The sequence below is a fragment of the Aminobacterium mobile DSM 12262 genome (assembly GCF_000526395.1).
GTDB classification, from domain to species: Bacteria; Synergistota; Synergistia; order Synergistales; family Aminobacteriaceae; genus Aminobacterium; species Aminobacterium mobile.
Map to the genome: position 1 here is coordinate 1,226,134 of NZ_JAFZ01000001.1, position 14,782 is coordinate 1,240,915.

General features: G+C 41.7%; 12 protein-coding genes and 2 tRNA genes. All 14 read left to right on the top strand.

The features are described from left to right. Positions 1-37: 37 nt before the first annotated feature. The 14 genes from K360_RS0106015 (at position 38) to K360_RS0106085 (ending at position 14,712) form a co-directional block, all read left to right on the top strand. Positions 38-113 (top strand) — tRNA-Lys (locus K360_RS0106015). 21 nt (positions 114-134) lie between these two features. Then, positions 135-219 (top strand) — tRNA-Leu (locus K360_RS0106020). Positions 220-288: 69 nt separating this feature from the next. After that, positions 289-1,395 carry an NTP transferase domain-containing protein gene (locus K360_RS0106025; RefSeq protein WP_024822271.1) on the top strand — a complete coding sequence of 369 codons (1,107 nt, stop codon included), beginning with the start codon at positions 289-291 and terminating at the stop codon, positions 1,393-1,395. A gap of 82 nt (positions 1,396-1,477) precedes the next feature. After that, complete coding sequence (locus K360_RS0106030; RefSeq protein WP_024822272.1) at positions 1,478-2,809, top strand: amidohydrolase family protein; 1,332 nt, start codon at positions 1,478-1,480, stop codon at positions 2,807-2,809. Continuing rightward, positions 2,797-3,036 (top strand): hypothetical protein, encoded by a 240-nt coding sequence (locus tag K360_RS0106035; RefSeq protein WP_024822273.1) that lies wholly within the window; start codon positions 2,797-2,799, stop codon positions 3,034-3,036. Before K360_RS0106030 ends, K360_RS0106035 begins: the two co-directional genes overlap by 13 nt. Positions 3,037-3,118: 82 nt before the next feature. Beyond that, positions 3,119-3,322: a cold-shock protein gene (locus K360_RS0106040; RefSeq protein ID WP_024822274.1), complete on the top strand. Its 204-nt coding sequence runs from the start codon at positions 3,119-3,121 to the stop codon at positions 3,320-3,322. 229 nt (positions 3,323-3,551) lie between these two features. Then, a complete protein-coding gene (tig, locus tag K360_RS0106050; RefSeq protein ID WP_024822275.1) occupies positions 3,552-4,904 on the top strand; it encodes a trigger factor in 1,353 nt (450 codons plus the stop codon). A 58-nt stretch (positions 4,905-4,962) separates the two neighbouring features. Beyond that, the gene (gene clpP / locus K360_RS0106055) at positions 4,963-5,544 is read left to right on the top strand and encodes an ATP-dependent Clp endopeptidase proteolytic subunit ClpP (RefSeq protein WP_024822276.1); all 582 of its coding nucleotides are present in this window, start codon (positions 4,963-4,965) and stop codon (positions 5,542-5,544) included. Between the two features lie 101 nt (positions 5,545-5,645). Beyond that, positions 5,646-6,932: an ATP-dependent Clp protease ATP-binding subunit ClpX gene (gene clpX / locus K360_RS0106060; RefSeq protein WP_024822277.1), complete on the top strand. Its 1,287-nt coding sequence runs from the start codon at positions 5,646-5,648 to the stop codon at positions 6,930-6,932. 3 nt (positions 6,933-6,935) lie between these two features. Next, the gene (gene lon, locus K360_RS0106065) at positions 6,936-9,275 is read left to right on the top strand and encodes an endopeptidase La (protein ID WP_024822278.1); all 2,340 of its coding nucleotides are present in this window, start codon (positions 6,936-6,938) and stop codon (positions 9,273-9,275) included. A gap of 6 nt (positions 9,276-9,281) precedes the next feature. Further along, the gene (yihA, locus tag K360_RS0106070) at positions 9,282-9,875 is read left to right on the top strand and encodes a ribosome biogenesis GTP-binding protein YihA/YsxC (protein WP_024822279.1); all 594 of its coding nucleotides are present in this window, start codon (positions 9,282-9,284) and stop codon (positions 9,873-9,875) included. 55 nt (positions 9,876-9,930) lie between these two features. Further along, positions 9,931-12,597, top strand: a complete 2,667-nt coding sequence (locus K360_RS0106075; RefSeq protein ID WP_024822280.1) for a valine--tRNA ligase — start codon at positions 9,931-9,933, stop codon at positions 12,595-12,597. Between the two features lie 5 nt (positions 12,598-12,602). Next, positions 12,603-13,964, top strand: a complete 1,362-nt coding sequence (locus K360_RS0106080; RefSeq protein WP_051461110.1) for a bifunctional folylpolyglutamate synthase/dihydrofolate synthase — start codon at positions 12,603-12,605, stop codon at positions 13,962-13,964. Positions 13,965-14,058: 94 nt separating this feature from the next. Continuing rightward, complete coding sequence (locus tag K360_RS0106085) at positions 14,059-14,712, top strand: purine nucleoside phosphorylase YfiH/LACC1 family protein (protein WP_169728664.1); 654 nt, start codon at positions 14,059-14,061, stop codon at positions 14,710-14,712. Positions 14,713-14,782 lie beyond the last annotated feature (70 nt).

The window sequence follows — 14,782 nt, forward strand, 5'->3', positions numbered from 1 at the left end:
TTATTCCCCCGTTATAGCCTCCTTAGCAATATGATAAGGATCGTTAGCTCAATTGGCAGAGCACCTGACTCTTAATCAGGGGGTTACAGGTTCGATTCCTGTACGGTCCACCATTTTTATGTCTTTCTTTTCGTGCGAGAGTGGCGGAACTGGTATACGCGCTGGACTTAGGATCCAGTGGATTTCTCCGTAGGGGTTCGAGTCCCCTCTCTCGCACCATTTTTCTATTGCGCTCCTTTCTGACGCTTCGTATAATACTAACAAATATCTGCACCCTGGAGGGAAGGCATGGCAGATACGGAAGGCCACTTTGCTGCAATTATTTTAGCTGATGGTTCTTCAAGTCGCATGGGGACATGCAACCCCTTGCTTTCGCTAAGTAAGCAAAACTTCATCCATTGTATCGTAACAGCCTATCGAGATGCAGGTATATTCCGTCTTTTTGTTGTAACTGGGCCCCAAGGAGAACTGATTGAGAACGGGTACCGGTTTCTAAAGCGTATGTCCCTTTTTAATAAAAACTGTCATCGAGGCATATTTGCCTCTGTCATAGAAGGTATTAAAGCTATTCCTTCAGATGTAAAAGCATTTTTTCTTCATTCTTCAGATACTCCCTTAGTGCGTTCATCTACACTTCACCATATGCTCACTCTCTGGGAAGACACGAGCTTCCTTCTTTACCCCGTTTTTCAATCTAAGCGAGGGCATCCTTCGTTAATTTCCTCTGGAATGATTTCTAAAATTCTTAAGCGGAATAGAGGAAACAGCCTCGCTGATCTTTTAAAAGGAGAGGCTGCCCAAGAATGTTTTGTCCCTGATCAGTTTATATTGTATGATGTAAATACTTCCTCTGACTTCTCAGCTTTCTCTGAGCTTTATGGAACACGACATATTCCTTCCCAAGGAGAATGTACCGAGCTCTTCGCTTTAGCAGGAACCCCTAAAAAAATTAGGGATCATTGCATTGTTGTAGAGAAAGTCGCTCTACGCATAGCATCAGAACTTCCCCATTTTGTTCCATGTGATCTTCAATTAGTGCTAAAAGCCGCCCTTCTTCACGATATTTGTCGAAAGAGTTTTCGCCATGCAGATGTTGGTAGACTTTTTTTGTCTAAATGGGGATTTAGTCAAATAGGAGAACTAGTAGGAAGCCATACGGACCTCTTGGGAGAGACAAATTCATGGGAAGCTAAAATCCTATACATTTCTGACAAACTTGTAAAAAACTTCTCTGTAGTGCCTCTCGAAAAACGAATGAGAGAGCACCTTGACAGAGGGAGATGTGGAGAAGCTTCCCAAAAAGCCTTACAACGTTTACAAAAAGCAATGGAGGTTCAAGAAGAAATAGAAAAAATTACTGGCCGTAACCTTTTAGAAATCGTGAAGGGATTGTAAGGAGGACATCTGTGGATACTCATTTTCTTAAAGAGACGGCCCATTTCTTGGAGAAAGGCGAGCCCAAAGAGGGGATAGAGACATGAAATTTCATCGCTATATTGTCGCTAATGGTCCTCTTACAGACGGTGATATTTTCTATACATGCGGAGCCCTACTCATCGAAAACAGAGTCATTATAGATATGGGGTCTTATGAACCTCTTCGAAAAAAATGGCCTGACACCCCAGTTATAGATGTAGCAGGACGCCTTATTGTTCCGGGATTCACAAACTTTCATCATCACCTTTATTCCTCTCTGGCTACAGGGTTACAACCTTTAGGGGAAACATCCACATTTACTGGGATTTTACAAAATCTTTGGTGGCCGTTGGATTTTGTTCTTGATGAAGAGTCTATTTATTATTCTGCTCTATATGGAATTATGAGGTCTATCCAAGCTGGAGTAACCTCTATTTTCGATCATCACTCTTCCTTAGGACATGTAAAAGGGAGTTTAAATACTATCTCTGCGGCCTTTCGAGAAAGTGGAATTCGAGGTGTTTTATGCTATGAAATGACAGAACGCGGAGGTAGAGATTTTATAATGAAACAGCTTGATGAAAATCTTTCCTTCTGGAGAGAGCATAAGAAAGATACGAAACTTCAGGGAATGCTCGGACTCCACGCTAACTTCACACTTTCAGAAGAGACGTTACATCTTGTGAAAAAAGAAAAACCTTCATATCTACCTATTCATATACATTGTGGAGAGTCCCAAGACGATCTTCTCTTTTGTCAAAATCTCGGTTATGAAGGGCCCATCCATCGATTGGCAGCCCTGGGTCTGTTATCCTGTGATTCTTTTCTTGTCCATTGCCTTCATCTTTCAGATTACGACTATGCCATATTAAAAGACTTCTCGCCATGGGTTATTACAACTCCCGAATCTAACGCTAATAATAGAGTAGGGAATATGGATCGCCAGAAGATCAGTAAATTTCTTATTGGGACAGATGGTTTATCAGACGACATTTTATCTTCTTACCGAAATTACGTCATTACCGCTACTCATAGTCCCGAGCCCTTCGAAAAAATAGAAGCTCTCATATGGAAATGGCCCCGATTGGTCAGAGAAAGATATTGGGGATTTCAAGGTGTCTTCGCAATTGGGGAACCAGCCGATGTAGCAGTGCTTGATTATCGGCCTGTAACAACTATAAACAAAAACAACATCATCGCACATCTTATCTATGGCGCAGAACAAGGGAAAGCTTTTCTTTCTGTTTGTGACGGTAAAATTCTTTGGAAAGATGGAAAGTTCTTTCTGCTAGACCAGGAAGAAATTTTCCAGAAGGCAAAACAAGCAGCCTCTCGCCTTCATAACCGCTTTATAAGAGAAAGCAGAAAGGAGTCTTTCCCATGGTCGAAATAGAAAGGAGAATGTGTGGAGTTGCCCCCAATGTGGTACCGGAGCCAATATTATGGTGGCCATTGCTAGAGAGACAAGATGTATTGTATTCTCTTCTTGAAGACAAGGTTACGTCTGATATTATTAAGTTTCCCACCCATAGCTTCCCGGAAACAAGGAACGCGGCATCTGCTAGAAAGGTTTCTGAAAAAAATCAATTCACCCTAAAAACCGTGTTTATCGTCACTTGACAGCTATTTATAAATACTTTATTGTAATTTTGCTGATAGGCGCCATCAGTAATACATGTAAAAGATTCTAGGAGGCAACATTTTGACAACTCAGGGAACAGTCAAGTGGTTTAACGCGGCGAAAGGCTATGGCTTCATCACCACCGACGATGGGAAAGATATCTTTGTTCATTTCAGTGCAATCCAGGGAGACGGTTTCAAGACTCTTGATGAAGGCCAGCGGGTGTCTTTTGACATAGTAGAGGGAGCAAAAGGCGAACAAGCCGCTAATGTCGTAAAGCTTTAGTAAAATCTATTCCTCAAACTTGAAGTCAATAAAAGGCAGCGCCAAAAAAGTGCTGCCTTTTTCTTTTTTATAAACCTTTACAATAAGGGAAATAAACGTGTACAATGCGTAACAGTTTCTATAGGCAGACCTTCTATTTCGATAGGTCTGTCCTTTTGTGTATTATAGATAGATCTTGGTGTGCTATACTACGGAATGCTGTCCGTAAGTTGAAAGGGGTTGCTAGAATATGAGGTCCGAATTATTATCTCAAGAAAAAAATTTTGTCACCATAAAGGCAGAATTCGACGCGAAGGAGTTCCAGGAAAGCGTCAATAAAGCTGTTAGGGAACTTTCCCAGAAAATGAACGTCCCTGGATTCCGAAGGGGAAGAGTTCCTCGTAACATTCTTGAAATGAGATTGGGGAAAGAGGGAATTTATGCAGAAGCTTTGGAGTCTTTGGTTCCTGAAGCTATTGACCAGATTGTGCAAGACTACGATTTGGATCTTATTGCAGAGCCGGAACTCAACGTCGATAAGATAGAAGAGGGCAGCAATGTTTCCATTACTTTAAAATTTGAAGTTACTCCTGAAGTGGAATTGCCCAATCTTGAGGAGATAGAGATAGAGAAGTTGAAAGTAAACGTTACCGATGCAATGGTGGAAGAGTCTATAGAGACTATGCGAAAGCAAAATGCAGAGCTCGAAACTGTTCAGCGACCTGCTCAGCAAAGTGACGTAGTGACTATTGGATATGTTACGAGCGTTCTTGATGCTGAAGGCAATGTAGAAAAAAGCCACGAAGAGGCTGACGCTAACGTAGACTTAGAATTAAACGAACTGCGAATAGAGATTAAAGACGCTTTGATTGGTTGCGAAACGGGAGAAAAAGTCTCTGCTACTGTAAAAGTAGAAGAGGACTATTCCGACAAAAGCATAGCCGGAAAAGAAGTTCGCTATGACATGGCAATCAAAGAAATAAAAGAGAAAAAAGAGCCGGAACTTAACGAAGCTTTTTTTGAAAAGATGCTCGGGGAACCTGTGGCAGATGAGGCCGCTTTCCACAGAGAAGTTCGAAAACATCTAGAGAATCGGATGATGCAGGAAAGCGATACTATGGCAGAAAATATGGCTATAGCAAAAGTTTCGGAAACAGCTCAGGTGGAGTTACCTGAAACGCTCATCCGTCGCCAGATGGAAGGTACGAAAAAGAAGGATGCAGAAGAAACTCAGAAGCGATTTCAGAAAAGTATGAGTGATGTATTACAAGCATCTGGAATGAGCCCAGAAGAATATGAAGAGAAGATTCGAAAACAGGCGGAAGTAGTTGTTCTTCAATATCTTGTTCTTGATGCTTTAGCAAGAGATTTTGATATTTCTGTGGAGAAGTCGGATTTTGAAGAAGAACTGGCTCCCTTAGCAACTGCATATAAGCTTAGTACGGATAATTTACTCCGCGCTGTTTTTAAAGACCAAAATAGAATCATGGAGATGGGCAACAGGATTCGATATAGGAAAACAGTAAAAGAGCTGTTAAACCGAGTTATAGTAAGGGATGTGGAAAAGCTTTCTCCTACTGAAGAGGAAGGACAGGCTGAATAATCATAAAAAACACGCACCGAGGTGAGCGTTTGGAATAAATAGAGTAGGTGGTGAAGATATGCTCATACCAATGGTGATTGAACAAACCGGACGAGGCGAAAGAGCTTATGACATATATAGTCGCCTCTTAAAAGACAGAATCATTTTTTTAGGTGATGCTGTCGATGATAATATAGCCAATACAGTTGTAGCACAGCTATTGTTTCTAGAAAGTGAGGATCCAGATAAAGACATTAATTTATATATAAATAGCCCCGGGGGCGTGGTCTCAGCAGGGTTGGCAATTTATGATACGATGCAATATATCAAGTGCCCTGTGTCAACCATTTGTATCGGTCAAGCTGCAAGTATGGCAGCGGTTCTTCTTACTGGCGGAGAGGCAGGGAAGCGAATAGCTCTTCCCAATGCCAGAATCATGATACATCAGCCTCTTGGCGGAACGCAGGGGCAGGCAACAGATATAGAAATACATGCCAAAGAAATATTGAAGCTGCGTGAGCGTCTCAATGATATACTGATTAAACATACGGGGCAAACTCGAAGAAAAATTAAGGCCGATACTGAAAGAGACTTTTTTATGTCAGCAGATGAAGCGGTTGCCTACGGGATCATCGATAAAGTTATACAGTCCAGAGTATAAGCCTTTCCCGTAATAGCGGCCTATAGATTTTAGAAAGGGAGCCCTCATGCGGTGCTCCCTTGTTTCTGTTTGATGCCCCCAGCTTTAAGGAGGTTAGAAGAATGGTTACTTTTGACAATAAAGGGAAAGACGGCAACAAAGATGTTTTACGATGTTCCTTTTGTGGAAAAGGACAAGAGGAAGTACGTAAACTCATAGCTGGACCTGGAGTTTATATATGTGACGAGTGCATCCATCTGTGCAACCTGATCCTCAACGAAGAGACAAATGAGGGAGTTGTAAAAGAGAGTCCAGAATTTACTCTTTCTCTAAAAGAAATACCCAAACCAGTTGAGGTAAAAACTTTTTTAGATCAATACGTTATTGGTCAAGAAGATGCAAAAAAAACGCTTTCTGTGGCTGTTTACAATCATTTCAAGCGAATTAGCGCTCCGCGAGATGAAAATGATGTGGAACTACAAAAAAGCAATGTCCTTCTTCTTGGCCCTACAGGATCTGGCAAAACTCTTTTAGCTCAGAGCCTTGCCAGAAAGTTGAATGTTCCTTTTGCTATGGCAGATGCCACAACTTTAACCGAGGCTGGATATGTGGGGGAGGATGTAGAGAATATTCTCGTCAGACTCCTGCAAGCTGCTGATTATGACGTTGCTGCTGCAGAAAAAGGCATTATTTATATTGATGAAATTGATAAAATAACTCGTAAATCTGAATCGCCATCTATTACCAGAGATGTTTCTGGCGAAGGGGTTCAGCAAGCCCTGCTTAAGATTCTTGAAGGAACTCTTTCTAATGTGCCGCCAAAAGGTGGACGCAAGCATCCCTATCAAGACTTTATTCAAATCGATACCACTAATATCCTCTTTATTTGCGGAGGAGCTTTTGATGGGGTAGAAGATATTATTGGGCGAAGAGTTAACAAAAAAATGATCGGGTTCGGAGGAGAAGTTCTTAGCGCTCAAGATCGACGTAAATATGAGCTTATGAAACAAGTTCAACCAGAAGACCTCATGTCTTTCGGTTTTATTCCAGAGTTGATTGGCCGACTCCCCGTTATAGTACCGTTGGAAGAATTAGACGAGGAAGCATTGGCACGTATTCTTGTAGAGCCGAAAAATGCATTGGTACGACAGTATCAAAAAACTTTCGAAATAGAGGGCGTGAATTTAGCTTTTGAAGATGACGCTATTAAAGCGATAGCAACTCTGGCGCGTAAAAAAAATACAGGTGCTCGAGGGCTGCGATCGATTATGGAATCTATCATGCTTGATCTCATGTACGAAATTCCTTCCCGATCGGAAGAAGTAGAAAAAATAATCATAACGAAAGATGCCGTGGAAAAAGGCATATCTCCTATTATCAAACTAAAAGGGAAAGAGGAGGTAGCCTAATCAATGTCTATCGTTTCACAAAAGGCGGAACGATATTATGTTCTACCTGTACGAGACATAGTAATATTTCCAGGCGTCATAGTGCCTCTTTATGTTGGTAGGGAACGCTCTCTCAAAACAGTTGAAAAAGCGAAACTAGAGGAAAAACCTCTTTTTATCGTAACTCAAAAGGATTTAAGCATAGAAGATCCCGATTTTCAGGATTTATATACGTCAGGAACTGCCTGCCGTATTCTTCAAATGATCCGCATCCCGGACGGGAGTGTCAAGGTTCTTGTAGAGGGTCAACAAAGAGGGCATCTTTGCGAATATATTAAAGGTGCTGAAAGCACTGAAGGAGAGGTAGAAGCTGTCCTTTGGGAAAAGAATCAAACAGAAAATTATGAGGCTCTCAAAAGAAGCATTTATGAACTGTTCGAGCGGTATGTTTCTCTTCATACCAAGATACCCAAGGAAATTGTAATTGCTGTAATGAACATAGAAAACCCTTGCGAACTTGCAGATATAGTTGCATCTCATCTTCGAATAAAAACAGAGGAGAAACAAGCGCTTCTAGAAATAACTGAGCCAGAACGATATATGAAACAACTCATAAAGACGCTTATGGAAGAAATTGACCTGCTCGAATTGGAACAATCTATACAGGAACAAGTTCGGCAGAAAATGGAGCAAGGTCATCGCGAGTACTATCTTCGAGAGCAGCTCAAGATTATACAGGGGGAATTAGGGGATGAAGACCCTTTCTCCGATTCCCAGGGATACATAAAAAAAATAGAAGAGACACCTATGCCTGAAGATGTTCGAAAAAAAGCACTTGGAGAAGCAAATCGCCTCTCTAAAATGCCATCTATATCCTCAGAGGCAAGTGTATTAGTCACATATCTAGATTGGATTCTAGCTTTGCCGTGGGAAAAGAACACCGAAGAAAACCTTGACCTGAAAAGAGCAATGAAATTTTTAGATGAGGACCACTACGGACTCTCAAAGGTAAAAGAACGCATTCTTGAGTTTTTAGCCGTACGTCTTTTAGCAGGAAAACAGGCGAAAGGGCAAGTCCTTTGTTTCGTAGGCCCTCCTGGAGTGGGGAAAACATCTCTCGCCCAATCTATAGCAAGGGCTCTAGGACGACGTTTTGTAAACTTCTCTTTAGGGGGAGTAAGGGACGAAGCAGAGATACGAGGACACAGGCGTACATATGTAGGGGCTCGACCAGGGCGTATCATACAAAAGATTCGCCAAGCAGGAACCAAAAATCCTGTTATGCTTATGGATGAAATTGATAAAATTGGCCAAGATTTTCGAGGGGATCCTGCTGCAGCTCTTCTGGAAGTTCTTGATCCCTCACAAAATCAAGAATTTACCGATCACTATATTGAGGCTGCCTTTGATTTAAGCGATGTTATTTTTATTACAACTGCCAATGTAACCCATACAATTCCAGCACCACTTCTTGATCGAATGGAAGTGATTCGTTTACCTGGCTACGTTGCAGAAGAAAAAATCCACATCGCTAAAAAACATCTTCTGCCTCAACTTTTGATAGAACATGGTTTATCGACGGAGAATTTACAACTAACGCCTAAAGCATTGGAAAAAGTAATTACAGATTATACTCGTGAAGCTGGCGTGCGTAATCTGAAGAGGAACCTGGCTACCATATGCAGGAAAGTTTCTCGTCATATAGTTGAAGAAGGAATGAGAGAAAAAATAGTAGAAGAAAAAGTAAAGGTAGGAGTTAATGACTTAAAGAATTATCTTGGAGCTCCTCATCTTTACGATGTTCATCTGCCTCGAACTAAACAAACTGGCACAGTCGTAGGGTTAGCCTGGACAGAAAGCGGGGGAGATGTTCTTGTTATAGAAGCCGTTTCTATGCGAGGAAAAGGGGACATTATACTTACAGGTAACTTGGGTAATATAATGCAAGAATCAGCACAAACAGCTCTTGGCTATCTTAGAGCTCACGCTGAAGTTTTGGGAATCGACCATATCAACTGGAAAAACATAGATATTCACTTACACGTACCGGAAGGCGCTATTCCCAAAGATGGTCCTTCAGCAGGGATTACAATGGCAGTAACCATGCTTTCCGCATTAAGCAACAGGAAAGTACTGCCCGGGGTAGCTATGACAGGAGAAATAACTTTACAGGGAAGAGTCCTCCCTGTAGGGGGGATACGGGAAAAAGTCCTTGCGGCAAAGAGACAAAAAGTAAAAAAGATCATTTTGCCCAGCGCCAATAAAATAGATGTAGAAGAAATGGAAGATTGGATGACACAAGGGCTTGAATTCCATTTTGTGGATACCATTCCTGACGTTTTTAAGTTTTCAATGGAGGACTAATATTTTATGTCTTATAGTTGGAATGCCAAACTTCTTGCAACAGCTTTTAAACAAGACCAATTCCCAGGGGAATCTCTTTCAGAGATTGCCTTTGCCGGGCGTTCCAACGTAGGTAAATCTATGTTGCTTAACGCTTTAACAGACAGCAAGCTTGCTCATATAGGAGCTACTCCAGGTAAAACTCGTAGCGTTAATTTTTATAAGATAACGGCTGCAAAAGATTTTATACTTGTAGATCTTCCTGGTTATGGTTTTGCTGCAAGGAGTCACCAAGAGAGAGGCATATGGGCCCATCTTATAGAAGACTACATCCTTCGGCGTCAAACACTTAGATTACTTATTCATCTTGTGGACTTCCGTCACGGATTACTGCCCAAAGACAGAGAATTACAAGAGTGGACAGCTCAAATAGATGTCCCTGTGCTTGTTGTTTTTACAAAAGCCGACAAAATAGCGAAAGGACGCCGTAAAGGGCTCCTTCATGCCTATATTAAAGACGGACTAAAATCTATAGAAGTCCCATTTATTGTTTCTGCCCAAGATAAAACGGGAATTGTCGAACTTAGGCAATTCTTGACAAATTACCTTGACGGAGAGTAAATACTGTAAATTCCCAGTGAAGAATTAAGAAATAGATTATGGAGGGGGACTTTCAATGGCTACACGTATTAGAGAAATAGAAAAAAACTACGATCCTACACCCATTGAGGATAAATGGTATTCGTGGTGGCTGAAAACAGGGCTTTTCCATGCTGAAGTAGATCCATCAAAGGAAGCATTTTCTATAGTGATACCTCCTCCGAATGTAACAGGCTCTCTTCATATAGGCCATGCTTTCAACAATACTTTTCAAGACATTATTTGTCGATACAAACGGATGGCAGGATATAACGTTCTTTGGCTGCCAGGCACAGATCATGCTGGTATAGCAACTCAAAATGTGGTAGAGCGCTCTCTGGCAAAAGAGGGTATCTCTAGGCATGATCTGGGACGGGAAGAGTTTGTAAAAAAAGTCTGGGAATGGAAAGAAGAGTATGGTAACCGCATTATTGAGCAGATGAAAAAACTTGGCAACTCCTGTGATTGGGATAGAGAGCGATTTACTCTCGACGAAGGTCTTTCCAAAGCTGTTCGTACTGTTTTTGTACGACTCTACAAGAAAGGGCTTATTTATAAGGGGCGCTATATTATTAACTGGTGTCCCCGCTGCCATACTGCTTTATCTGACATAGAAGTGGAACATGAAGACGTAGCAGGTCATCTCTACTATGTGAAGTACCCCTTTGTAGATGGAGAAGGGGCTCTTATCGTTGCAACAACCCGCCCAGAAACCATTCTTGGCGACGTGGCAATAGCTGTTCATCCTCGAGCTGAGCAGTATAAACATCTTATTGGGAAAAAAGTTCGGGTTCCTCTAACAAATAGAGAGATTCCTATTATTGAAGACATTATGGTGGATCCTGAATTTGGGACAGGTTGCGTAAAAATCACCCCAGCTCATGACCCGAACGACTTTCTTGTGGGACAACGTCACAACCTCGAGCAAATCCAGGTGATAGATGCCGATGGCTTTATGAACGAAAACGCCCTATCTTACAAGGGGCTCTCTGTTATGGAAGCTCGGGAACATACGATAGAGGACTTGAAAAAACAAAATCTTATAGAAAAAATTGAAGAAATACAACATTCAGTAGGGCATTGTTATCGATGCCATACCATGGTTGAGCCGTATCTTTCTGAACAGTGGTTTGTTAAAGCTAAACCACTTGCTGACGCAGGAATAAAAGCGGTAGAAGAAGGAAAAATAACATGGATCCCTGAGCAGTGGCAAAAAATTTATTATCAGTGGATGGAGAATATTAGAGATTGGTGTATCTCTCGCCAACTATGGTGGGGACATAGGATTCCTGCCTGGACGTGCGATGACTGCGGGCACATCACAGTTTCTGAAGAAGATCCCACCACATGTGAAAAGTGCGGAAGCTCTCACATACATCAAGATGAAGATGTTCTTGATACGTGGTTTAGTAGTGCTTTATGGCCTTTTTCTACTCTTGGCTGGCCAGATGAAACAAAGGAGCTGAAATATTTTTACCCTACATCTTTACTCGTTACAGCTTTTGATATTATCTTCTTTTGGGTCGCTCGAATGATCATGATGGGACTTGAGTTCATGGATGAGGAACCCTTCAAAGAAGTGTACATTCATGCGTTGATTCGAGACGAAGACGGGCAAAAAATGAGCAAGTCAAAAGGGAACGTTATCGATCCTCTTACTATGATCGAGAAATACGGGGCCGATTCTCTTCGCATGACATTGGCAGCTCTTACAGTTCAAGGAAGAGATGTTTTGCTCAGTGCTAATAAAATAGAAACGTACAGACTTTTCATGAATAAACTATGGAACGCCAGTCGTTTCGCTCTGATGAATCTCGAAGAAGACTGTTCAATAAAACCTCTCCCACAAAAAGAGTCCATGAGACTTCATGACCGCTGGATTCTCTCTCGAACCCAGTATGTCATAAACGAAGTAACAAAACTTCTAGATGGATATTTTATCGGGGAAGCGGCTCGGTTGCTCTATGACTTCATTTGGAGGGATCTCTGCGATTGGTACCTGGAAATGTCGAAACCCGCATTGAAAGGCGATGGAGGGGCAAAACGCAGACAAGACACTCAGGCAGTTGTAGAATATGTTTTCAGGACAGTGCTCCAGTTGATGCATCCTTTTATACCTTTCCTCACAGAGGAATTATGGCACATCTTTGGATTCAGCGAAGACTCTATTGAGAGAACTTCGTGGCCTGTCTCTTCTGCCGAGTTGCTTTCAGCAGAAGACGATGGTCTAATGAGCACATTACAGGAGTTCATTAGAATTACTCGTAACTTGAGAGCCGAAGCTCGAGTAGCCCCTCAACAGAAGATAGATCGAGTCATTTTACAAACAGACGACGAAAAACTAAGAGATATTGTTCACAAAAACATGGATATGATCTCACTTCTCGCTAAAGTAAAAGCTGTTGAAATTATAGGAGACAGCGATGAAAAACCTCACGGTTGCTTGGCTTCTGTTGTCGCAAATGGAGAAATTAGCCTTGAAGTAGGCGGGCTCCTTGATATCGAAGCTGAGATAGAGCGCCTTAAACAAGAGCTTCAAGGTCTCGCGAAAGATATAGAAAAAATGAATAAAAAACTCGCAAACGAAAACTTTATCTCAAAAGCACCAGAAGAAGTAGTGGAAAAAGAGCGCATCCGATTAGCTGATAACCAGAACCGCTATCAAAGAATACGTGACAATATTAGCAGTCTAAAAAGGTCCTGAGGATAATGAACAACTATTATAAGTACGAAAATATAGAAAAAGAATTGGCTCTTTATGCAAGCCCGGGTATTCACCCGGGCTTGGAGCGTATATCACGTTTGCTTGCTCTGTTAGGCCATCCAGAAAATAGTTTCCCCGCTATACACGTGGTAGGGACTAACGGGAAAGGGTCTACTTCCGCGTACATGGAGTCGGTCCTTCGCCATGCTGAGCTTAAAACGGCCATGTACACAAGTCCACATCTCATTCATATGGGAGAGCGCCTCTTAATAAACGGGAGTATGCTTACATCGGAAGAATGGCAGAGTGGCGCTGAAAAGGTTATAAATACTATTTGCAATGACAAAGTCTTATCACAAGATCCTCCCACGTACTTCGAAGTCTTTACTGCTGTCGCCTTTGTCCTCATCGCAGAGGCTCATGTAGATATCGCTGTTATAGAAGCGGGAATGGGAGGACGATTAGATGCTACCAATACGTTAGGGAAAGTCCTCCTTACAGCAATTACCTCTATTTCCATGGATCACATGGATTTTCTAGGGACAACGTTAGAAGCCATAGCCATGGAGAAATTCGCCGTTATACGTGAACAAACCCCGGCGATATTTACAGGAGAACCTTCCTCTCTCATATCTCTTTTTGAAAAAGAAGCAGATAAAAAACATTCTAAGGGAGTAGTTGTCTCTAAATCTTATGAGTGGCAACAGGAAGAATCTTCTTTAAAAGGCTCCACCTTTTCTCTAAAAAACAAAGAGAATGAAGGGAAATGTTATCCTCATATCCATACCCCTCTCATTGGCTTATATCAGATACAAAATGCATCTTTGGCCATAGCAAGTCTCTCTATTTTACGCTCTGTCTTCCCTCAAATTTCGGAACAAGCACTTTACGACGGACTTACTCACACACAATGGGCAGGTCGAATGGAGCTAGTCCCGTATGATCCTCCCTTATTGCTTGACGGAGCACATAACGATGATGGTATCGCCCGGCTTGTAGAAAGTCTTTCTTTTCTCGGTATCTATAGACCCGAAAAAAAACTAACCATTGTTTATGGTTCCATGAAAGATAAAGAGCATAACAAGGCACTCGAAAGATTGAGTCATCTAAGACCTCGATTAATATGCACAGAGGTCCCGGGGATGGAGCGATCTGCTCTAGCTGAATCTCTTTGCGCTGAAGCTAGTCATTATGAATGGACTTTTACCCCAGAGAGTATTTCTGATCCTATAGAAGCCATAAAAAAAGCTGGAGAAGCGAGCGATATAGTTGTCTGTTGCGGGAGTCTTTATCTTATAGGCTATGTAAGAACACGTCTTATGGAGAGAGACCATTGTTACCCTTTTTATCATGAGACGCGCCTATAATCTTTCATATATTGATAGACAGCATGTATTAACCTATCTTTGTCCGGAAGAAAAGCCTTTTTTCCGAGCCCATGTTTTTATGAAGGGGCCCCTCATGGAAAGGGCAAAGGGAGATCCATTTCTTTCTCGTCAGCTTATTGAGGCAAATATAGATTTTATAGGAAAGGGTTCAGGACAAACCATAGCCCCTCACCAAGTACATGGGGTAGATATTCTTTTACCATCTCAAAATAACGTACTACCTGAACGACCTCATGCTGACGGTATTTTTTTATCAGGTACAGACTATGAAGGGAGTTTACGCTATGCTGATTGTATGCCAGTACTTATAGCATCTCCTGTACCGTCACCATGGGTACTTATGTTGCACTCAGGATATAAAGGAACTGTGCGCAACATAGTGAGTTCTGGCATGGCTGTTGTACGCTCTCATATAAAAGAACAAGATTTCAACCGAGTTTACGCTTGGGTCGGTCCTGGCATAGGAAAGGAAACATATTGGAGGGACGAAGGTGATGAATGGTCCCGCCAAGGGATTAAAAATTTATCCTCCCTTTTTTATCGAAAAGAGGGGAAACGAATTTATTTCAACTTACTTGGAGCCATAAGAGAGCAACTTCAGGTCGAGGGGCTTCAGGGAAAAAACATTAACTCTATACCAATTTGCACATATAAAGACGAAAATTTTTGTTATTCTTATAGGCGAGGGGACCTGCACTCTCGAATGTTTTTTCTTGCCTCACTATAATTATGCCACTTTTAAATATATAACTGTGAGAATATATAAAGAGGAAGACTCATAGAGTATTACCGACAAA